18 protein-coding genes and 1 pseudogene are annotated in these 20,328 nt (G+C 71.9%); 8 read left to right on the top strand and 11 right to left on the bottom strand.

The genetic code is table 11. The annotated features are described in order from the left end of the window. The gene (locus G3I41_RS01070) at positions 1–813 is read right to left on the bottom strand and encodes a methyltransferase domain-containing protein (protein ID WP_164398401.1); all 813 of its coding nucleotides are present in this window, start codon (positions 811–813) and stop codon (positions 1–3) included. A gap of 93 nt (positions 814–906) precedes the next feature. On the opposite strand from G3I41_RS01070, the gene G3I41_RS01065 reads away from it, so the two are divergent. From G3I41_RS01065 to G3I41_RS01055, 3 genes are all read left to right on the top strand, one after another. Next, positions 907–1,845: an aminoglycoside phosphotransferase family protein gene (locus G3I41_RS01065; RefSeq protein ID WP_164398400.1), complete on the top strand. Its 939-nt coding sequence runs from the start codon at positions 907–909 to the stop codon at positions 1,843–1,845. 76 nt (positions 1,846–1,921) lie between these two features. Then, a complete protein-coding gene (locus G3I41_RS01060) occupies positions 1,922–3,244 on the top strand; it encodes a VWA domain-containing protein (RefSeq protein WP_164398399.1) in 1,323 nt (440 codons plus the stop codon). Positions 3,245–3,351: 107 nt separating this feature from the next. Continuing rightward, on the top strand, positions 3,352–4,092 hold the full coding sequence (locus G3I41_RS01055) for an SDR family oxidoreductase (RefSeq protein ID WP_164398398.1): 741 nt from the start codon (positions 3,352–3,354) through the stop codon (positions 4,090–4,092). Between the two features lie 69 nt (positions 4,093–4,161). On the opposite strand, the gene G3I41_RS01050 is transcribed toward G3I41_RS01055, so the two are convergent. The 4 genes from G3I41_RS01050 to G3I41_RS01035 form a co-directional block, all read right to left on the bottom strand. Next, positions 4,162–5,055 carry a GH25 family lysozyme gene (locus G3I41_RS01050; RefSeq protein WP_164398397.1) on the bottom strand — a complete coding sequence of 298 codons (894 nt, stop codon included), beginning with the start codon at positions 5,053–5,055 and terminating at the stop codon, positions 4,162–4,164. 503 nt (positions 5,056–5,558) lie between these two features. Further along, positions 5,559–6,329, bottom strand: a complete 771-nt coding sequence (locus G3I41_RS01045) for a phosphatase PAP2 family protein (RefSeq protein ID WP_164398396.1) — start codon at positions 6,327–6,329, stop codon at positions 5,559–5,561. After that, positions 6,330–7,283 (bottom strand): YihY/virulence factor BrkB family protein, encoded by a 954-nt coding sequence (locus G3I41_RS01040; protein ID WP_164398395.1) that lies wholly within the window; start codon positions 7,281–7,283, stop codon positions 6,330–6,332. Then, a complete protein-coding gene (locus G3I41_RS01035) occupies positions 7,283–9,001 on the bottom strand; it encodes a diacylglycerol kinase family protein (protein ID WP_164398394.1) in 1,719 nt (572 codons plus the stop codon). The genes G3I41_RS01040 and G3I41_RS01035 overlap by 1 nt, the downstream gene beginning before the upstream one ends. Positions 9,002–9,192: 191 nt before the next feature. On the opposite strand from G3I41_RS01035, the gene G3I41_RS01030 reads away from it, so the two are divergent. Both G3I41_RS01030 and G3I41_RS01025 read left to right on the top strand, forming a co-directional pair. Next, positions 9,193–9,573 (top strand): VOC family protein, encoded by a 381-nt coding sequence (locus tag G3I41_RS01030; protein ID WP_164398393.1) that lies wholly within the window; start codon positions 9,193–9,195, stop codon positions 9,571–9,573. Positions 9,574–9,621: 48 nt separating this feature from the next. After that, on the top strand, positions 9,622–10,053 hold the full coding sequence (locus tag G3I41_RS01025) for an SRPBCC family protein (protein ID WP_164398392.1): 432 nt from the start codon (positions 9,622–9,624) through the stop codon (positions 10,051–10,053). Between the two features lie 11 nt (positions 10,054–10,064). On the opposite strand, the gene G3I41_RS01020 is transcribed toward G3I41_RS01025, so the two are convergent. From G3I41_RS01020 to G3I41_RS01010, 3 genes are all read right to left on the bottom strand, one after another. Beyond that, positions 10,065–10,553 carry a flavin reductase family protein gene (locus G3I41_RS01020; protein WP_164398391.1) on the bottom strand — a complete coding sequence of 163 codons (489 nt, stop codon included), beginning with the start codon at positions 10,551–10,553 and terminating at the stop codon, positions 10,065–10,067. Positions 10,554–10,668: 115 nt separating this feature from the next. Beyond that, positions 10,669–11,931: a DUF5933 domain-containing protein gene (locus G3I41_RS01015; protein WP_164398390.1), complete on the bottom strand. Its 1,263-nt coding sequence runs from the start codon at positions 11,929–11,931 to the stop codon at positions 10,669–10,671. Between the two features lie 331 nt (positions 11,932–12,262). After that, on the bottom strand, positions 12,263–14,068 hold the full coding sequence (locus tag G3I41_RS01010; protein ID WP_164398389.1) for a cellulase family glycosylhydrolase: 1,806 nt from the start codon (positions 14,066–14,068) through the stop codon (positions 12,263–12,265). A gap of 396 nt (positions 14,069–14,464) precedes the next feature. Between G3I41_RS01010 and argJ the strand changes: the two genes are divergently transcribed. Continuing rightward, complete coding sequence (gene argJ / locus G3I41_RS01005; RefSeq protein ID WP_203599939.1) at positions 14,465–15,622, top strand: bifunctional glutamate N-acetyltransferase/amino-acid acetyltransferase ArgJ; 1,158 nt, start codon at positions 14,465–14,467, stop codon at positions 15,620–15,622. Between the two features lie 76 nt (positions 15,623–15,698). On the opposite strand, the gene G3I41_RS01000 is transcribed toward argJ, so the two are convergent. The 3 genes from G3I41_RS01000 to G3I41_RS00990 form a co-directional block, all read right to left on the bottom strand. Further along, entirely contained in the window at positions 15,699–16,067 is a 369-nt protein-coding gene (locus G3I41_RS01000; RefSeq protein ID WP_164398387.1) for a DoxX family protein, read from the bottom strand. Positions 16,068–16,070: 3 nt separating this feature from the next. After that, positions 16,071–16,667, bottom strand: a complete 597-nt coding sequence (locus G3I41_RS00995; RefSeq protein ID WP_164398386.1) for a TetR/AcrR family transcriptional regulator — start codon at positions 16,665–16,667, stop codon at positions 16,071–16,073. Between the two features lie 80 nt (positions 16,668–16,747). Further along, on the bottom strand, positions 16,748–17,638 hold the full coding sequence (locus tag G3I41_RS00990) for a TIGR03620 family F420-dependent LLM class oxidoreductase (protein ID WP_164398385.1): 891 nt from the start codon (positions 17,636–17,638) through the stop codon (positions 16,748–16,750). Positions 17,639–17,843: 205 nt separating this feature from the next. On the opposite strand from G3I41_RS00990, the gene G3I41_RS00985 reads away from it, so the two are divergent. Both G3I41_RS00985 and G3I41_RS00975 read left to right on the top strand, forming a co-directional pair. Beyond that, on the top strand, positions 17,844–19,388 hold the full coding sequence (locus G3I41_RS00985) for an MFS transporter (protein WP_164398384.1): 1,545 nt from the start codon (positions 17,844–17,846) through the stop codon (positions 19,386–19,388). A gap of 478 nt (positions 19,389–19,866) precedes the next feature. Beyond that, positions 19,867–20,328, top strand: a pseudogene (locus tag G3I41_RS00975) (GNAT family N-acetyltransferase); the annotation flags it as partial.

Raw genomic sequence — 20,328 nt, 5'->3', positions numbered from 1 at the left:
TCACGGCCGCTGCGGGCGGCGCCCCCACGCGGAGATCATCGGTGCGGTCGCGAGGTCGAGACGGCCGGTCTCGACGTTCGCCAGATGGCGGTCGATCTCCTCGTCGGTGGCCAGCCCCGCCGCCACGAGCCGGCCACGGATCTGCCGCACCGTCGCGGCCTCCAGGACCGTGCACGCCGGCGAGGTGACCGGGAAGTACGCGTCCGCCCGGACGTCGTCGAGCCCCGACTCGCGCAGCAGCCGGGGCAGCGTCCTGCCGTACTCCAGGTCCGCGCCGCGCCCGGCCATCAGCGACCGGAAGCCCGAGCGCAACCGGTTGGCGAGCCGCTGCTCGGGCCCCGACTCGTCCGGGCACAGCAGCGGCTGCAGCCCCGGGTCCGCGTCCTCCAGCAGCAGTACGCCACCCGGCCGCAGCGCCCCGGCCATCCGCCGCAGCGCCTCCGCGCGGTCGGCGACGTGCACCAGGACCAGCCGCGCGTGCACCAGGTCGAAGCCGCCCTCAGGCGGCGGGTCGGCGGACACGTCGTGGGCCCGTACCTCGATCACGCCGCCGGCGACCCCCTCGGTCCAGGACACATCGATGTCGGTGGCGACCACCGCCCCCTCCGGGCCGACCCGCTCGGCCAGACCGAGCGGCACCGACGGCCCGCCCGCACCGACCTCCCAGCACCGCATGCCGGGCCCGATGCCCAGCTGGTCGACATGGCGGAACGTCACCGGGTCGAAGAGTTCCGAGAGCGCGCCGAAGCGGATGCCCGCCTCCGACTGCTGGTTGTCCAGGAGGTAGCCGTGATCCGCTGCGTGCTGAGTCATGGCGCGATTCTGACACCCTGGCCGGAAGCAGCCGTACGGCTCGGCCCGGACGGCCAGGAATCGGCTCGACAGACGGGAGCGCGATGCCGTGTGATGGCCGGGACCGCCCGCCGCGCGCAGTGGGCCGAGGACAGGGAGCCGCCGTTGGCAGCCACGAGCGACCGCCCCGCGATCGACACCCCGCTGGTCAGACGGCTGGTCGACAGCCAGTTCCCGCAATGGGCCGGACTGCCGCTGGTACGGCTCGCCCAGGCCGGCGCGGACCACGTGATCCACCGGCTCGGCCGTGCACTCTCCGTGCGGCTGCCGCGTTACGCCGGTGCGATCGGGCAGGCCCGCAAGGAGCTCACCTGGCTGCCCCGGCTCGCCCCGCACCTCCCGCTGGCCGTCCCCGCGCCGGTCGCGGTGGGGGAGCCCGGCTTCGGATACCCGTGGCCGTGGGCGGTGACCCGCTGGCTGGACGGCGAGCCCGCCACCGTCGAGGCCCTGGGCGACTCGCGCGAGACCGCAGTGGCGCTCGCCGGATTCCTGACCGCCCTGCGACGCTTCCAGCCCGGCGGCCACCTGCTCACCCCCGACATCGACCGCACCGCGGACTCCCTGCGCGGCCGGGACCGGACCACGCGCGCGGCGATCGCCGCGCTGGACGGCGTGTTCGACGCCGGGGCCATGACGAAGGTCTGGGACGCGGCACTGGAGGCGCCCGCCTGGGACCGGCCCCCGGTCTGGGTGCACGGCGACTTCCACACCGGCAACCTGCTGACCCGCGACGGCCGCCTCAGCGCCGTCATCGACTTCGGCGGGCTCGGCCTCGGCGACCCGGCCCGCGACATGATGATCGCGTACACCCTGCTGTCGGCGGACAGCCGGGCGGTCTTCCGCACGGCGCTCGGTCCGGACGACGCGACCTGGACGCGGGGGCGCGGCTGGGCGCTGGCCACCGGGCTCAGCGCCCACACCTTCCACGCCGCCACCGACCCGCGCGTCGCCGCGCAGACGACCCGGCAGATCCACGCGGCCCTCGCCGGCTGAAAGCCCGTACGCGCTTCGTCACGACCGTCGCCGCCCCGGTCGACCGCGCGGAGCACCGGCAGGCAGACTGGGTGCCGTGACGACACTGAGCAAGGGCGCCAACATGCCGGTGGCCCCATCCGCCGTCCGGGCCGTGCTGAGCTGGTCGGCCGGGCCCGGAGTGCCCGGCGTCGACGCCTCCGCGCTGGTGCTGGGCGCGGACGGCCGGGTCCGCTCGGACGGCGACTTCGTCTTCTACAACCAGCCCCGGCACCCCTCCGGGACCGTGCGCCACTTGGGCAGGGGCACCGGATCCGACACGCTGGAGGCCGACCTGGCCGCGCTGGGCCCCGAGGTGGACCGGATCGCCCTGTGCGCCTCGGCGGACGGCGGCACGTTCGGGCAGGTGCCCGGGCTCCATCTGCGGCTGCTGGACGCCGGGTCGGGCGCGGAGCTGGCCCGCTTCGACATGGCGGCCGGCCCGGAGACCGCCTTCGTGTGCGGGGAGCTCTACCGGCGGGCCGGCGGATGGAAGTTCCGGGCCGTGGGCCAGGGGTACGCGAGTGGGCTCGCCGGCCTGGCGACGGACTTCGGGATCAGCGTGGACGAACCCGGTACACCTCCGGCCGCCACCCCCGGCGGGGAAGCGCCGCGCCTCGCCAAGGGCGAGGAGCATCTGCCGGTCGACATGCGCAAGCGCCTCTCGCTGCGCAAGCAGCAGGTGGCCGTCAGCCTGGGCAAGCACGGCCTGGACCGGCTGACCGCCCGGGTGATCCTCGTCCTCGACGCCTCCGGGTCGATGAGCGGCCTCTACGCGCGCGGCACCGTCGCGGGTGTCACCGAACGCATGGCGGCCGTCGCCGCGCAGCTGGACGACGACGGTGCGATGCAGGCGTGGACCTTCGCCTCGAACCCGGCCCGGCTGCCCGATCTGACCATCGGCGAACTGCCCGAGTGGCTGCGGCTGCACGTGCGGGTCGGCCAGGTCAGCCTGTTCGGGCGGAAGAAGCCGCAGAAGGGACTGGCCCCCGGGCAGGTCGACATGCGCGCGGTCGGCATCCAGAACGAGGAGCAGAAGGTCATCGCCGAGGTCCGGGACTTCGTGCGCGCCGACCCGGTGCCCGCCCCGACGCTGGTCCTGTTCTTCTCCGACGGCGGCGTGTACCGCGACGACGAGATCGAGCGCGAGCTGCGTGCGGCGGTCGAGGAGCCCGTCTTCTGGCAGTTCATCGGCCTCGGCCGGGCGCGGTACGGCGTGCTGGAACGGTTCGACACCATGCCCGGCCGCCGGGTGGACAACGTCGGCTTCTTCGCCGTGGACGACATCGAGCAGGTCTCCGACCAGGAGCTGTACGACCGCCTCCTGTCGGAGTTCCCGTCCTGGCTGCGGGCGGCCCGGCAGGCCGGCGTCCTGCGCTGAGCCGTACGGGTCATGAGCCGCCGGACGGCCGGGTTACGGCAGGTGCGGCCGGGAGCCCGGGGCTTACGGTGGCGGCCGGCCGCACCAGGCTCACGAAAGGCTCGTCCATGAAGATCACGGTCATCGGCGGTACCGGACTGATCGGCTCCCAGCTCGTCTCGCGGCTGCGCGAGGCCGGCCACACGGCGGAACCCGCCTCCCTGTCGACCGGTGTCGACCTGCTCACCGGCAAGGGCCTGGGTGAGGCGCTCGCCGGAGCGGAGACGGTCGTCAACGTCAGCAACTCGCCCACGTTCGACGCGGCGTCCCCCGACTTCTTCCGTACGACCATGGGGAACCTGCTGACGGCCGGGGAGCAGGCCGGTGTGCGGCACCAGGTCGTGCTGTCCATCGTCGGTGTCGACCAGGTGCCCCGACTGGACTACTACCGGGCCAAGACGCTTCAGGAGGAGCTGCTGCGCAACGGGCCCGGCGCCTACTCCATCGTGCGTGCCACGCAGTTCTTCGAGTTCATGGACGCCGTCATGTCCTGGACCTCCGACGAGGACACCGTCCGGCTCCCCGGCACGCGCGTCCAGCCCATCGCGACGGCGGACGTGGTCGCCGCCCTCGCGGACACCGCCACCGGCGCGCCGCTGAACGGAACGGTCGATGTGGCGGGGCCCGACGTCTACCCCCTCGACGAACTCGGGCGCCTCACACTGGCCGCCCGGGGCGATGGCCGCACCGTCGTCACGGACGACCGGGCGGGCATGTTCGCGGCCGTGGAGGGCGATGTGCTGACCGCGGGACCCGGGGCGCGCATCGCTCCCACCTCGTACGAGGAATGGCTCGCCGGGACCCGCTGAGACGGAAGGGCGGCCACCCGGCGCGGACCGGAGCCCGCACCAGGTGGCCGCCCTCGCGTGGCCGGTGTCTCAGGTGTTGTTGGCCAGAGCCAGCAGCCGGCTGGAGTCACCGTTGAACCGGTCGCGGTCCACGGCTCCCGAAATGCCGCCCACCGAACCGGAGTCGGTGTACTGCCAGAACGTCCAGTACGGGAAGCCCTTGGGGATGGTCGGGCTCGACGCGGTCGTCCAGTGCGCGGTGAACAGCGGGCTGCGCGCCGACATGCCGCTCCAGCCGCCCGTGCACGAGTTCCACCAGCTCGCGCTGGTGTAGATGACGACGTCGCGTCCCGTCTTGGCCTTGTACGTGTTGTAGAAGTCGAGGATCCACGACTGCATGGCGGAAGCCGACTTGCCGTAGCAGCCGCCCTCCAGGTCGAGCATCCCCGGAAGCGTCAGGTTGTCCCGCGACCACGCGCCACCGTGGCCGGCGAAGTACGTGGCCTGGGCCGCTCCGCTGGACAGATTGGGACGCGCGAAGTGGTACGCGCCCCGGATCACCTTCGCGTTGTAGGCGTTGAGGTAGTTGGCGTTGAAGTTGGGATCCTTGTACGTGGTGGACTCGGTGGCCTTGATGTAAGCGAACTTGATGCCCGCGGACTTCACCGACGACCAGTTGATCGAGCCCTGGTAATGCGAGACGTCGATGCCGGGGAGCGTCGTCGCCTGGATCGAGGCGCTGCTCTCCGGGGTGAGGTCGACGTGCCGGTCGTCCGGGGCGAACGTGTCGCCGTCGGCGAGGTAGCCGGCGCCCATGTACCCGTCGCCGAGCGGGATGGCGGCACCGGACGACGCGGCGGGCGGCTGCGGCGACGCCGACGCCGGCACGGCGGTGACGGAAGGCACTGCCACCATGCCGAGGCCGACGGCTCCGAGGGCCGCCAGCTTGCGGAGTGCGGGTCTGCGGCTGTGGATCGATAACACGGGAGCCTCCTGGGGTGAGCGGCGCGAAGAGGGGTCTACTCGCGTAGCATGTGGAGCGGTTCCGAGCGTAGCGGCGGGTCCGGGGGACGGCCTGTCACGGAGGGCGGGGGAGCCACTCTCTTGACGAAGGCATGCCAAGAGTGACGCATGAACACCACTGCGGCGTAAAGGGCTTTGGATCGGTCCCTGTGGTCCAGTCCAGTGAAGAATCCGCCGAGCTGGGGCGACACCGCCAACCGGGTGAGAAGTTTCACCTCGCTGAAACCCCGGCGCGCGCCCGGCGCTCCGGAAGGCGGACACCAGGAGGCCTCGCCGCGAGCAGCGCGACCGCGACACGGACCCCTGCCCGGGGATCCGGAACCGCGGGGCGCCGGATCGCCACCGGACGGGACGCCCTCCATAGCGGCGTGCACATGGGCGGGAACACGAGTACGGCCGGACCCGGCCCGGGCACGGGCCGCTCGCCGCCGTCCGCCGGGACGCCGCGGGCCTCGACACGTGCCTCACCGTTCCGGGGACGGCTCCGTCAGCTCGGGCTCCAGGCCCTCCGTCACTTCGCTGCGGCCCCGGCCGGATTCGGTGCGCCATGTCTCGAAGGCCCAAGCGGTCCACGCCACCACGGCGAGCCCGAGGAGCCAGCCGCCGACCACATCGCTGAACCAGTGGACACCGAGCGCGACCCGGGTGAAGCCGACACCGAGCACCGACAGCACCGCCACCGCCCAGCACACCACCCGGCCGCGCCGGGGCACCAGCGGCAGCAGGACCAGCAGCAGCACCGCGAACGACGTCGTGGCGGTCATCGCGTGCCCCGACGGGAACGAGAAGCCGGATGCCCGCGCCACCGGATCCTCCAGCGACGGCCTGGCCCGCTCGACCACCGCCTTGGCCAAGAGGCCCGTCAGACCACCGGCCACCGCAGTGACGGCGGACCACGCCGCCAGCCGCCAGGCCCGCCGGTACAGCAGCCAGCCGGTCAGCAACGCGACCGCGCAGCGCAGCGTCAGCGGGTCCCAGACCCAGTTCGACAGGAAGCGCAGCGTGCTCGTCCAGGCCGGGTGGTCGAGCGCCGTGCGGTGCAGCCGGTCGGCCGCGCCCGAGTCCACCGCCCGCAACGGCCGCCAATGCCCCTCCACGAGGACCAGCACCAGTGCGAACGGCACGGCGGACACCGCGGCCACGGCGGCGGCCCCCAGCAGACGCACGCCGAACGCGCGGTCCGCGGCCCGGCGCCGGTGTTCCCGCAGCAGACGTGTGGTGGCTCGTACAACCATTCATGCTCCCGGATCGGCGAGAATCGGACCGGGCCGACGGGCGCGGACAGCTTCCAGCTGCGCCGCGAAGGACAGCCCGAGGAACAGGGCGATGGACGTCAGATAGGCCCACAGCAGCAGCGACATGAAGGCGCTCAACGGTCCGTAGACCGTGTCGAAGGAGCCGCTGAGGGACAGGTACTGGCTCAGCAGATAGGTGAGCGCCGTCCACAGCACCAGGTACAGGGCCGCGCCGAACGCCAGCCACGTGTAGCCGGGCTGGTTGCGGCGCGGGGAGCGACGGAAGATGGCACTCGCCGACAGCAGCGCGAGGAGCAGCCCGCACGGCCAGCGCAGCAGGTCCCAGGTGGCCCGCGCCGTGTCACCGAGGTCGTAGACCGTCGCGGCGGCCGCGACGAGGTCACCGCCCACGACCATCAGGATGAACCCGAGCCCCAGCGGGATGCCGGCCGTCAGCGACATCACCAGGCCCCGGAAGTACTTCTGGTGGAAGGGCCGGTCGCGCTCGACGCCGTAGATGCGATTGGCCCCGCGCTCTATCTGGCACATCGCGGTCGTCACGTTGACCAGCGAGAACAGCAGCCCGAACCAGAGCGTGAGCTGCGACCCCTCACCGGCCCGCCGGCGGCTGCGGTCGAGCGCGTCGTCCACCACATCGGCGCTCGGCCCGGCCGCGAGCCGATGGATCGTCAGCTCCGCGAGCCTGCCCACGTTCTCGGTGTGCAGCGAGGCCGAGAGCCCGACGAACGCGATCACCAGCGGTATGACCGCGAGCACCGTCTGGAGTGCCAGCGCACGCGAGTGGCTGAACCCGTCCGCGTAGCGGAAGCGCACGAACGAGTCACGCACCAGCGGCCACCGCCCGTAACGGCGCAGCGAGGCCAGCGCTTCGTCGGCGGTCAGCTCGTCGCCCGCCATGTCACGGGTCTGCGGAACCCGGGTCGCGGTGCCCATCACTCGCCCCCCGACGGCAGCAGGACGGTGAGCGCCCCCGGGCGCACCTCGGCCACGAGGCGGCGTCCCCGGCCCACCGGATCGCCGTCCAGCTCCCTCGACTGCGCTTCGGCGAAACGGAGTTCGGCGCGGCGGAAGGTGAAGTACTCCACGGGCGCACCGGCGGAACCGCCCTGCTCCGGACGTCCGCGCAGCACCGCCCCGACGGCGCGCAGCCAGCCGCCCGGACCGCGCGGGTCGAACACCGCCAGGTCCAGGAGCCCGTCGTCGGGCTCGGCGGACGGGACGAGCGTGGCACCGCCCTGTACGTCCCCGATGTTGGCGAGCAGCACCATCCTCGCCGTACGACGCGTTTCCGGCCCGCCGTCCAGCCGGATGGACACCGACATGCGCGGCGCCCGCAGACCCCGCCAACCGGCGACCACGTACGCGGGCCAGCCGATCGCGGCCTTCGCCGCACTGCCGGTGTTCTCCAGCATGGCGGCGTCCAGCCCCGCCCCGGACATCGCGGTGAAGTGAGTGGCGGGCAGGCCGTCGCCCTCGATCCGGCCGAGGTCGATCCGGCGCGGGGTGCCCGACAGCGCGGCGGCCAGCGCGTCGACGGGTGACACCGGCAGGCCCAGGTTCCGGGCGAGCAGGTTGCCCGTACCGCACGGGACCACGGCCAGCGGGACCCCTGTCCCGGCCAGCCGGTCGGCCGCGGCCCGGATCGTCCCGTCGCCCCCGCACACCACGACCAGCGACGCGCCCGCGCGCACCGCTGCCGCGGCCTGCCCGCCGCCCGGATCGTCGGCCGTCGTGTCGACGAACTCCGCCGCGTGACGCCCGTGCTGCTCCAGGACGAGGCGCAACGTCTCGCGCTGCACCTCGTCGGTCACCGTCGGGTTGACCACGACCACCGTGAGGCCGGCGACCTGCCGGGCACGCTCCGCGGCGGCCTCCTGGGCTATCTCCATCGCGTTCTTCGGAACAGGGGCCGGGCTCGTGCCCTCGGCCAGCAGCGCCCGGCCCGCCACCAGGAGGGACAGGGCTCCGTTCAGCATGCCGCCGAGCACGTCGGTGGGGTGGTGCATCCCCCGGTAGAGCCGGGCAAGACCCACCAGCAGCGGGATGAGCAGCAGCAGCCCGGCGAGCACCTTGTGGCGTCGGCCGCGGCGCCCGCCGGGAAGGAGGGCCAGCACGGCAAGACCCGCGTACAAGGCCGTCGCGGCCCCGGTGTGCCCTGAGGTGTAGCTCGCCGTCGGTGGTGACGCGTCGAGCCGGTCCACATCGGGCCGGCTGCGGTCCACGCAGATGGTGATGACCAGGAACACCAGGGACTGGAGCGAGACGCCGACGGCGAGAAAGACGGCCTGCCGCCACCGCGGGAGGCGGGGGAGCACCACCAGGCCCAGGCAGACCAGCACGGTGATCGCGATGATCGTGAGGGTGTTGCCGGCTTGCGACGCGACGGACGACAGATCGGTCAGGGGCCCCGTCCGCAGGCGCTCGAACCCCTCGTTGACCTCGTCCTCGGCGCTCACCGGCCAGATCGCCTGCGCGGGCCCGGTGATCAGGAGCCCGAGCCCCACCATCAGTGCCGCCTGCCCCACGGTGAGAGCGGCGAGGCGCAGGCCCGCCGTGCGGAGGCCGGTCGTCAGGGCGGGGGAGCGGCCCGGGACGGCGGGCGCACGCGATCCCGTCGGCGGGGCGGGTCTCTCCGGCTGAGTGGCGGACATGGGTTCCCCCTGTTCGGCGGTGGGGAAGGTGGAGGCCCTTCCGGTGCACCGCCGTCTGCCCCGTAATCCGCCCGGCAGGCATGGAGTCCGGGTCCGCCACGGAACCGCCGGTGACCGGGTGTGACCGGCGACGGCGCGGGTACGCGGAGCTGCGTCCGGAGGAACGAGGAGCCGCGAACAGGAGGACGGTCATGGCGGTGCCGAAAACGGGTCTGCTGGTGCTGGACTGCGCCGAACCGCAGGAACTGGCGGACTTCTACGCCGCCTTGCTGGGCGCCGAGGTCCGTCCCGGTTACGAGCTCGAGGTGATCGAAGTGGTGGGTGCGGCCGGTGTCCACCTCGCCGTGCGCATGGACCACGGCTACGCACCGCCGAGCTGGCCGCGCCCCGACGACTCGCAACAGGCCCACCTGCGCATCCTGGTCGCCCGGGAGGACATGGACGAGGCGGAACGGGAAGCCGTCGGCCTCGGCGCACGTCCCCTGGACACGAAGAACAACGGCGGCGCACGCGACGCCCGCCTCTACTCCGACCCCGCCGGACATCCCTTCACGCTGGCCGCGCGCCCTTAGGGCGTGCGGGGCGGTGTTACCCACATCTGTCTACGAGTAGGAGTTCACATGTCTTCCTCGATCGTCGAAACCGTCGACATCAAGGCTCCGGTCGCCGTGAGCTGGGCCCTGTGGAGCGATGTCGCCCGCTGGCCCGCCTTCCTGAGCCACGTCCGTCGCGTCGACCCCCTGGACGCGCGCCGGTTCGCCTGGCAGCTCTCCCTCCCCGGTGCCGACAAGGAGTTCGTCGCCGAACTCACCGAGGTGATTCCGGAGAACCGGATCGCCTGGAAGACCATCGAGGGTGTCCATCACGCGGGGGTCGTCACCTTCCACCGGCTGGACGACGAGTCGAGCCGGGTGGCCCTCCAGATCGAGTACGAGCCGCAGGGCTTCGTGGAGTACCTGGGTGCCCTCACCAACCTGGACTCGGTGCTGGCCAACTACGACCTCGGCGAGTTCCAGAAGCTGGCCGAGCGGACGGCGCGTGGCGACTTCTGACAGCCCCGCGTTCAGTCCACGGGGTGCCCCGGCGGAATGCCCAGGGCACCGGTGACCGACAGGAACGGGACACCCCCGTCCGCCGGGTGGTGCACCTCTTCCGGGGCGAGCAGGTGCCCGACGTGGTCCCCGCCGTCGACGCGCCGTACGACGCGGCCGACGAACCACGCGGGCGCCTCGTCCAGCACGGGTACCCCGCCCGGCCCGGGGTGCCAGGCCACCCGCGCGAACTTGTCCGTACGGTCTCCCGTCTCGCCGCCGAAGAGCCGGGCCAGGGCGACCTGGTCGCGGTGGAGCAGATGGACGGCGAGCCGGTCGGCGCGGGCGGCGACCCGGTGGGTCCGGTTCAGCTCGGAAAGCCACACCATGAACCGGGGTGGCCGCATCGAGCACTGGGAACCGAAGCCGACCAGGCAGCCGGCCCGCTCCCCGTCCGCCTCGGCGGTCACGACGTACATCGGATAGTCCAGCGCTTCGGTGAACCGGTCGAACGCGTTCACGGCGAGTCGCTCCTTCCCGGGCTTCAGGCTCTCTGACGGCATCACCCCGCCGGTTCGCGAACCGGCGGGGTGATGGATGCGGGGACACAGGTCACCCAGGAACGCGGGTGGCGGCTCAGGCCATCTCGGGCTGCGGCTCCAGCTTCGGAACGGCCGCCGCCTCCGGCTCCCAGCGCCGGACGATCCGTACGTACCCGTAGATCACCGAGCCCATGGCCAGGATGAGAAGCGGGCCGAACAGCCACGGGTGGTGCGCCATCTCCAGCGACAGATAGCGGTACGACACCAGGAGCGCGGCGAAGACCGCGGTGCCGTAGGCGACCAGGCCGACGGCCGGCCGGTCCCAGCCGCGTTCCAGTGCGCGCATGCCGGTCTCGATCGTCAGCGTGAACACCACACCGGCGACGAGGTCGGCACCGTAGTGGTAGCCGAAGCCCAGCGTCGCGGCGAGCGTGGCGACGAGCCAGAAGGCGCCCGCGTACCGGAGGAACCTCGGGCCCTTGCGCGAGTGGATGAAGATCGCGGTGGCCCACGCGGTGTGCAGGCTGGGCATGCAGTTGCGCGGGGTGATCTCGTCGAACGGCATGTGGTGCGGGGTACCGATCGGCACGGGGGTGTCGGGCCACATGTCGCCCACGGCCCAGTGGCCGCCGTCGGAGCCGAACGCGAAGATCGGGCCGACCACCGGGAAGATCATGTAGATGGCCGGGCCGAGCAGGCCGATCACCAGGAAGGTGCGCACCAGGTGGTGGCCGGGGAAGCGGCGGTCCGTCGCCACGTTGCGCAGCTGGTACATCGCGACGCACACCGCGGCGACCGCGAGCTGTGTGTAGACGGCGTCGAGGAAGTGCGCGCCGGCCGAGCCCGTCGCCTCGATGAGCCGCCCCACCGCCCAGGACGGGTTGCCGAGCGCGTGGTCGGCGTTGGCCATGTACTGGTCGAGCACCTCGGGACGGGTCTTGGACGTGATGACCAGCCAGGTGTCACCGGTCTTCCGCCCGGCCACCAGCAGCAGACCCAGACCGACACCCTTGAGGAGCAGCATGCGCTCCCGGCCCGTGCGGCGGGTGAGGGCGATGACCGTGACCCCCACGAGCACCCACAGCGCACCGTTTCCGAAGGGGTGCCCCTCCTTGACCGGGGCGTCGGCCACCCACCTGATCAAGGCGATGACGATGTCGATGCCCGCCGCCACCCCGACCGCGATGAACCGCTGCCGCCAGGTGAGGACCACCATCATCAGACCCATGCTGGCGTACAGCAGGAAGCCCGATGTGGGGGGGACCACCACTTCTTGCACCTGGGTGGTGACCGGCCCCGGCAGGCCGTAGTGGCGCGCGGCGATCTCCAGAGCCACGAGGAACGCGAGTGTCACCACCGCCGCCGCAGTCCATAGGATCGCTCGCGGCTGACGCCACGCGGCGAAGGGTATTCGGCGGCTTATTCGCGAAAACACCCGCGATGCTATCGATATCAATTCTCTGGCCGATGTCCTGGGTTTTGGTCAAATAGGTCGCTTTTCATGCCACATGGCATGGTGTGCGGGCGATGAGGGTGGTCGCCGGGGTGGGATCATGCTAGCCGAGGGGTTTCGACGGTTATTCGGTGGTCGTGTCCCCGTTCGAAAACGGTGTCCCGAATGCGGTGTGGCCCGCCCCGAGGGGCGGGCCACGGCGCTCCCTTCGGAGCGGGTCGTGCGGACCGGGAGGTCAGGAGAGCGCGCAGCTCACGGTCGGCACGGTACCGGCGGCCGGTGTGCCCTGGAAGCCGAAGCTGGTGTGCGCTCCGGCCGCGAGCGCGCCGTTGTAGCCGGTGCTGGTGACGGTGACGGCGGTGCCGGACTGGGTGTAGGCGGCGTTCCACATGTTGGTGATCTTCTGGCCGCCGCCGTAGGTCCAGGTCAGCTTCCACGAGGTGGCCGCTGACGTACCCGTGTTGGTCACGGTGACGTCCACCCCGAAGCCGCTGCCCCAGTCCCCGTTCACCGTGTAGACCGCCTTGCAGCCGGTGTCGCCGCCGGAGCCCGTGGTGGTGGCGGTGACGGACGCGGAGGGCGTGGAGGTGTTGCCCGCCGCGTCGCGGGCGCGGACGGTGTACGTGTACGAGGTGCCGGACGTCACACCGGTGTCGGTGAACGTGGTGCCGGTGGCGGTGCCGGCCTTGGTTGAGCCCCGGTAGACGTCGTAGCCGGTGACTCCGGTGTCGTCGGACGCGGCCTTCCAGGACAGGGAGACGGAGGTGCCGGTGGTGCCGGTGACGGCGAGGCCCGTCGGGGCCGTGGGCGCCTGCGTGTCGCCGCCGCCGCCGCTGCCGCTGCCGCCGCCGCCGAAGCCGGGCGCCTTGATGCTCGCGAGGTACCCGTCCTTCACGGTGTCGACCGAGGTCCAGTCGTCCTTGAGGATGCCACCGGTGTCGCCGGAGTTCGGGTTCCAGGACCAGAAGGTCCAGGAGAAGCTGTCGGCCCCGTACTGGCTGGTGGGCCGCAGGTAGTCGGCCAGGGCCTTCAGCCATTTCTGGTCGGTGGTGGACTGGAGCGTCGTGCCGAACTCGCCGACCCACACCGGGGCGATGTTCTGCTTGAAGATGTAGCCCCAGTACTTGTCCCAGACGCCGGGCATGTTGTCCGGGAACGAGGAGTCGGTGAACCACGGCTGCTGGGCGACGCTGGTGGCGTAGTCGTGCGCCGAGTACACCACCTTGTGCGGCACGCTCAGCTCCACCGGGTACTGCCCGACGCCCATGAGGTTGCCGCCCCACCAGCCGGACACCCCGTCGAAGGTCTGCACGCCCTCCACGAAGATCAGCAGGTCGGGGTTGGCGGAGAGCACGGCGTCGCCGCCCCGCTCCGCCGCGAGCCGCCAGTCCTTCGTGGTGTCGCCGCAGCCCCAGCAGGCGGGGTCGTGGGGCTCGTTGTGCAGATCGATGCCGACCACCGCGTCGTTGCCCGCGTACCGGGCGGCCAGCGACGTGAGGTGGGCGAGCCACGTGGACTCGGGGACGGCCGAGGTGTACCAGAGCGGCGACTGGCCCGCCGAGTCGGGGCGGTGCCGGTCCAGGATGACCTTCATGCCGACGCTGCCCGCGTGGTCCACGATGCGGTCCATCACCTGGAGCGAGTCGAGGCCGGCCAGGTCGGTGTTCATCCCGGAGGAGTAGTTGATGCCCGCCGGTTCGGTGCCGGCGAAGATGTCGTCGCTGTAGGGCAGCCTGATGGTGTTGTAACCCAGCGACTTCATCTGGTCGATCATGCTCGTGTAGTCGCGGGACCAGAGGCCGTGGGGCACGTAGTTGGCGGTCTCGAAGCCGAACCAGTTGATGCCGGCGATGCGGACCGGCTGGTTGGCCGCGTCAAGGATCTGCCGCCCGCTGGTGTGCCAGTAGCCGGAGCCGGCGGCGGCCGCGGCGGCCTCGCCGGCTGTTGCCGCGTGGGCGCCGGCGAGGGGCAGGAGCAGGGCCGCCGCGGCGACGGCGACGGTTCTGGCGGCTCTTCGGAAGGTGCGGAGAGGGTGAAGCACGGTGCTGGTTCCTCTCTGGAGGCGCGGCACACGGCGCGAGAAGGAGATGGGAGCGCTCCCATCCCGCGCCGTGCGCCGCCCCGCCTGTGACATGGGGGACGGGGGTGCGGAGGTCGCCGCACCCGCTCGCTCGCCCGAAGCCGGACGGGGGCGCGACCCGGCGCAATAAAAGCGATAAAGCAATGAGCATGTCAATGGAGGCGCGGCGTTCATGTGTTGAACGCGGGGGTCGAGCGCTCGTGGACATTTCCTCTTCGGAGAGTTGAGCCGCTGACCGAAGTGTTCGCGGGGCGGTGCCGGGGCGGCCCGGCGGTGAAAAGGGGTGGACGTGCGGATCTCCGCGCTGCAAAGATATGCCCCATGACGCATGATCATGCATTGCAGACGAGTGATCACCTGACCTGGCCCACCGGGTTTCGCGGATACACCGGTCATGGCGGGTTGCGCGACCACGGCGACGACATCTCGATCGTCGCCTCGGACCGGCCGGCGACCAGTGCCGCCGTGTTCACGCAGAGCCTCTTCGCCGGTCCGGCCGTGCTGCTCAGCCGACGGCACGCCGCGGGGGGCAATCTCCGCGCCGTGACCACCCTGGCACAGAACGCCAACGTCGCGACCGGCCGCCAGGGCGAGGAGAACGCCGCTGAGGTCGTCCGGCGCGTGGCCGGCATCCTCGGCGCCTCCGAAGGTGAGGTGCTCATCGGATCCACGGGTGTCATCGGCCGCCCCCTGCCGATGTCCACCATCCTTCCGCACTTCGACAGGACCGCCGAGCAGGGTCTCGCCGTGTTCACGGCCGCCCCCCGGGACGTCGCCCGCGCCATGATGACCACCGACACCCGACCCAAGACCGCCTCCCGCACCGTCGGACAGGCGCGCATCGTGGCCGTGGCGAAGGGCGTCGGCATGCTGGAGCCCAACATGGCCACGATGCTGGCCTACGTGTTCACGGACGCCGAAGTGCCCGCGGCCGACCTGGACGCCGCGCTGCGAGGAGCCGTCGACCGTACGTTCAACTGTCTGAGCGTCGACACCGACACCTCCACCTCCGACACCGTGGCCGTCATCGCCAACGGGGCCGCCGGCCCCGTCGACCCCGTGCTGTTCGCCGACGCGCTGGCCGATCTCTGCCTGGATCTCACCCTGCAGATGGCGAGCGACGGCGAAGGGGCCACCAAGCTCCTGCGCGTCACCGTGGGCGGAGCCCGCGACCGCGCACAGGCCAAGCGCATCGCCAAGAGCGTGGTGAACTCGCCCCTGGTCAAGACCGCCGTCCACGGCGCGGACCCCAACTGGGGGCGCGTGCTCATGGCCATCGGAAAGAACACGGGCGAGACCGACATCGTCCCGGCCCGCGTCACGGTGAGGTTCGGTGACACCGAGGTGTACCCCGTCGAGCCCGAGGCGGACACCCTGGACAGGCTCGCGGACCTCATGCGGCGGGACGAGGTGGACATCGCCGTCACGCTCGGCATCGGCGAGGGCGAAGCGACCGTGTACGGCTGCGACTTGTCGGCCGACTACATCCGCGTCAACGCCGACTACACCACCTGAGAGGCGGCTCCGTCGCCGCGGTGCGCGCCCGCACCGCGGCGACGGAGCGGCCGCACCACCTGAGCGACGGGCCGGCTCACACCCGCACGAAGCACCCCACGAGCACCGCCGTCGAAACCACCAGCATGCCGAGGCAGTTCACCCAGAACGTCGTGTTCAGCGCCCGTGCGCGGATGTGCGCGGCGGCCGCCGCGAGGAAGTAGACCACGATCGCCGCGGTCGTCGTCATGGCCACACCGGGCACCCGGAAGCCGACGGCGAGGCCCGCCACCGAGGCGGTCTTCGCGGTGGTCAGCACCCACCACCACTCGCGCGGCAGCAGTACGCCCTCCAGGCAGGCCACGATGAACTTCGGCGGGCGCAGCATCATCGCCGCGTCACCGGCCTGGATGACGAGAAGGACCACCACCGGCCATACGGGCGAGGGGAGTTCGAGGAGCGCCATGGGTCAGTTCCCTTCCTCGGTGACGAAGGCGGCGATGGCCCCGAGCCTCGCGGCCGTCTGCCGGGGCTCGGTCGTTCCGGCGGCGAGCAGCATCAGTTCCCCCAGATAGCCGGCGAACATCACCTGGGCGCCGAGCCGGGCGCGCGCCTCGCCCATCCCGCCGTTCACCATCGCGGCCGTCAGATTGGCCTCGGAGAGCGTCCGGAGAGCGCCGAGCGCGGCGTTCTCCGGCCTGCCCCGGGCCAGGGTCCGGAAGTAGGCGCGGGCGAGGTCGTCGTTCTCGGCGAACAGGGCCAGGAAGGGGTCGAAGTAGTGCGCCAGGTAGTCGACGGCGGGCGGCGCGGCTCCGTCCTCCACCGGCTCGGGCGGCGTCGGGATGCGGTCCGCGATCGCCTGGTCGTACACCAGGCCCAACAGGGACTCCTTGTCCCCGACCGCCATGACCGCACCCACCGAGACCTCGGCCTCCGCCGCGATCTGACGCACCGTCGTGCTCTGGAAGCCCCGCTCGCGGAAGAGCCGGGCGGCGGCCCGGACGACGCGGGCGGAGGTCCGCCGCTTCTGCTCCGCACGGGTTGAGTGAACGTGTTCACCGAACATGTTCACCAATGTACGAGGGCGGCTCCGCCCATGCAAGAGCCCCGGCCCGCACAGCCGCGGACCGGGGTTCCGGAAAGGTGCTACAGATCGTCGCCGAACGCCTCGGCCAGCTCGCGGTACTCGGCCAGCGGCAGCCCCGTCCTGCCCTCGTCCGCGGTGACCACCTGGAGCGCCACGTGGTCCGCGCCGGCGTCCGTGTACTCCCGTGTCCGCGCCTTCACCCGCTCGGTGTCGCCCAGTGCGAAGAGGGCGTCCAGCAAGCGCGCGCTGCCGCCGCCGTCGAAGTCGCCCTCCGTGAAGCCGAGGCGCAGCAGGTTCGAGGTGTAGTTCGGCAGCCGGAGGTACATCGCCAGCATTCCGCGCGCCGTGTCGCGGGCCCGGTCGAGATCGGTGTCGAGCACGACGGAGAGCTCGGGTGCAAGGAGCGCGTCGGGCCCGAGCGCCTGCCGTGCCTCCGCCGTGTGCGCGGCGGAGACGAGGTACGGGTGTGCGCCCAGCGCCCGGTCGGACGCCAGCTTCAGCATCTTCGGGCCGAGCGCCGCCAGCACCCGGTGCCGGGGACCCACGGAGGGGTCGGCGGCGTCCAGCGCGTCGAGGTAGGCCACCATCGCGCTGTACGGCTTCGCGTACTGGGGGGCCAGCGCGTCGTGGCTGACCCCCAGGCCGAGCACGAAGCGGTCCCGGGCGCCGGAGCCGATCGCGGCGACGCGGGTGGCCACCTCCTCGGCGGTGTGGTCCCAGATGCTCAGGATGCCCGTCGCGACGGTGACGGTCCGGGTGGCGTCGACGATCGCGGCGGCGTCCTCCGGTGTAGGGCTGCCGCCGAGCCACAACGTCCCGTATCCCAGCGCCTCGATCTCGGCCACCGCCTCCGCGATCGCCTTCTTCCCGTCGGCGTCCACCCGCGACGTGTGCAGGGCGCCGCTCCAGATGCCGATCCGGCCGAACGTCTCATGCTTCTCAGGAGTCATGCCGGGGCCAACAGCGTCCGGCCCGCACTATTCCCGGGGCTGCTCCGAACGGGTGGGCCGCCCCCGACACGCCGTCAGCGGGCCGGAGACGGGGCCCATGTGGCGGAGTCACCGCGTGTGCGGCGGCGGCGCCGGGGCAACTGGCGGATATTGGATGCTCTGCGACTCCGCAGGACGCACCCGCCCGGACGAGGAGGTAGCTGCCGTGACGACCCCCGCCGCATCGGAGGGCCCCGGAGACAGGGAACATCGCTCACGTGGGGGAGGGGGCCGGAAGCGCGATCAGCGCGACGAGGCGGCGGCGCCCGGCGACTCCGGCGTGGGCACCGTCACCACCGCCGTGCCCGCCAGACTCGACCGGCTGCCGTGGTCGCGCTGGCACTGGATGATCGTCATCGGCCTCGGCACGGTGTGGATCCTGGACGGCCTCGAAGTCACGACGGTCGGCAACATCGCGAGCCGTCTCTCGGAGGACGGTTCCGGCCTGGACATCACGTCCGCCCAGGTCACCGGGCTCGCCGCGGCCCTCTACGTGGCCGGTGCCTGCACGGGCGCGCTGTTCTTCGGCTGGCTCACCGACCGCTACGGCCGCAAGAAGCTGTTCATGGTGACGCTCGTGGTCTACCTCGCCGCGACCGCCCTGACCGCCCTGTCCTTCAGCGCCTGGTGGTTCTTCCTCTTCCGCTTCCTCACCGGCTTCGGCATCGGCGGCGAGTACGCGGCGATCAACTCGGCCATCGACGAGCTCATCCCCTCGAAGTACCGGGGCCGGGTCGACCTCATCATCAACGGCAGCTACTGGCTGGGCGCGGTCGGCGGCGCACTCCTGTCGATCGTCATGCTGGACACGGACATCTTCCCCAAGGACCTCGGCTGGCGCCTCACCTTCGCGCTCGGCGTCGTCCTGGGCCTGGTGATCCTCCTCGTACGCCGGCACGTCCCGGAGAGTCCGCGGTGGCAGTTCATCCACGGACACGGCGAGCAGGCCGACGAACTGGTCGATTCCGTCGAGCGGGAGGTCGAGGAGGAGAAGCACGAGAAGCTGCCGCCGCCGGCCGGAGAGATCACGATCCACCAGCGCAAGAGCATCGGCTTCGGGCTCATCGCCAAGACCGTCTTCCACAGCTACCCCAAGCGCGCGGTGCTCGGCCTCTCCCTCTTCATCGGGCAGGCGTTCCTCTACAACGCGATCACCTTCGGCTTCGGTGCGATCCTCACGACGTTCTACGACGTGGAGAGCGGGCACACCGGCTACTACTTCGCGGTGATCGCCGCGGGCAACTTCATCGGCCCGCTCGTGCTGGGCAAGCTGTTCGACACCATCGGACGGCGCATCATGATCGCCGGCACGTACATCCTGCCGGGCATCCTGCTCTTCATCACGGCCTGGCTGTTCGACCGCGGCTCGCTGACCGCCAACACCCTCACCGCGTGCTGGTGCGTGGTGCTGTTCTTCGCCTCGGCCGGCGCGAGCAGCGCGTACCTCACGGTCTCCGAGGTCTTCCCCATGGAGACCAGGGCGATGGCCATCGCCTTCTTCTACGCGATCGGTACCGCGGCCGGCGGGATCAGCGGCCCCTTGATCTTCGCCGACCTCACCGAGTCGGGCGTCCCCGGCGACACCGCCCTCGCGTTCTCCATCGGCGCGGCCCTCATGTGCGCGGCCGGCCTGGTCGCCGCCTTCCTCGCGGTCGACGCGGAGCAGCGCTCCCTGGAGGACATCGCCAAGCCGTTGTCCCAGACCTCGTAACGGACCTGGTCACGCCCCCGGGCGCGACCCTCAGGCCGGACCCGGCGTCGCGGACACGGGTCCGGCCAGTCCGTGCAGCAGCAACCCGGTCAGCGTGTCGATGATCCCGTCGTCCGAGAACTCCGGCCGCCCGCCGCGGCCCTCGCCATCCGGGCGAGGCGGTCCGAGCGCGCCGCGTCGTACGCGGCGAGGACAGCCGGTACGGAGGGCTCCGTGCCGAGCGAGCGCGCGAGCACGAGGGCGTCCCCCAGCGCCATCGACGCACGGCGGGTCCGCTCGGGCGCTGGGCACGGGTTCCGACGATGCCGGTCGGCATCCGCCTCTTCTACGAGAAGGCCATGGTCTGGCTCTGCACGTACGACTGCGGCGAACTCCCCGCCGCGCGGACGGGCGCGCTCCGGGACTGACGTGGGCGGCCTAGCCCGGGGCCCCGTTATTCCGGCTGCGTTGCGCCCGCGCGGTGGTGTGGGATCGGAACATGACGATCGCACTCGGTACACCGGACACCGACGGACTGGCAGCGGCGGCGGAAGCGCTGCGGAGCTGGCAGGCCGAGGGCGCCCCGATGCAGCTGCACCCCGGCGACCTCGGCTGGTACGGGCGCCACGGCTCCAGGGCCGTCGCCGCAGCGGTCAGGACCTGGAGCCGGGCCGGGCGGATCCTCGCCGTAGGGCTGCTCGACGGACCCGGCCTGGTCCGGCTGACGACCGCGCCGGACGCCCGTGGGGACGAGGCGCTCGCGCGACGGCTGGCCGACGACCTGTCCGACCCCGCGCACGGGGTGCTTCCGACGGGCCGGGCGGCCGTCGAGGCGCCGCGGGACGCGCTGGTCCGGGAGGTGCTGGGGGAGCGGGGCTGGGGCATCGACGAGCCGTGGACACCGCTGCGCCGCGACCTGGCCGGGCCGGTGCCCGCACCGGTTCCGGCGGTCGAGGTCGCC

The sequence above is a fragment of the Streptomyces sp. SID9727 genome, from assembly GCF_010550605.1.
In the GTDB taxonomy this organism is placed as follows: domain Bacteria; phylum Actinomycetota; class Actinomycetes; order Streptomycetales; family Streptomycetaceae; genus Streptomyces.
The sequence above is the reverse complement of the archived record's forward strand: the minus strand, read 5'-3'. Positions and strand labels throughout refer to the sequence as shown.

What these genes read in the sequence shown, in the direction of transcription:
- G3I41_RS01035 (WP_164398394.1), bottom strand. Translation starts at nt 9,001, where the DNA reads ATGTCCGCCACTCAGCCGGAGAGACCCGCCCCGCCGACGGGATCGCGT.
- G3I41_RS00990 (WP_164398385.1), bottom strand. Translation starts at nt 17,638, where the DNA reads ATGACTCCTGAGAAGCATGAGACGTTCGGCCGGATCGGCATCTGGAGC.
- G3I41_RS01040 (WP_164398395.1), bottom strand. Translation starts at nt 7,283, where the DNA reads ATGGGCACCGCGACCCGGGTTCCGCAGACCCGTGACATGGCGGGCGAC.
- G3I41_RS01045 (WP_164398396.1), bottom strand. Translation starts at nt 6,329, where the DNA reads ATGGTTGTACGAGCCACCACACGTCTGCTGCGGGAACACCGGCGCCGG.
- G3I41_RS01070 (WP_164398401.1), bottom strand. Translation starts at nt 813, where the DNA reads ATGACTCAGCACGCAGCGGATCACGGCTACCTCCTGGACAACCAGCAG.
- G3I41_RS01055 (WP_164398398.1), top strand. Translation starts at nt 3,352, where the DNA reads ATGAAGATCACGGTCATCGGCGGTACCGGACTGATCGGCTCCCAGCTC.
- G3I41_RS01000 (WP_164398387.1), bottom strand. Translation starts at nt 16,067, where the DNA reads ATGGCGCTCCTCGAACTCCCCTCGCCCGTATGGCCGGTGGTGGTCCTT.
- G3I41_RS01030 (WP_164398393.1), top strand. Translation starts at nt 9,193, where the DNA reads ATGGCGGTGCCGAAAACGGGTCTGCTGGTGCTGGACTGCGCCGAACCG.
- G3I41_RS01065 (WP_164398400.1), top strand. Translation starts at nt 907, where the DNA reads ATGGCCGGGACCGCCCGCCGCGCGCAGTGGGCCGAGGACAGGGAGCCG.
- G3I41_RS00995 (WP_164398386.1), bottom strand. Translation starts at nt 16,667, where the DNA reads ATGTTCGGTGAACACGTTCACTCAACCCGTGCGGAGCAGAAGCGGCGG.
- G3I41_RS01025 (WP_164398392.1), top strand. Translation starts at nt 9,622, where the DNA reads ATGTCTTCCTCGATCGTCGAAACCGTCGACATCAAGGCTCCGGTCGCC.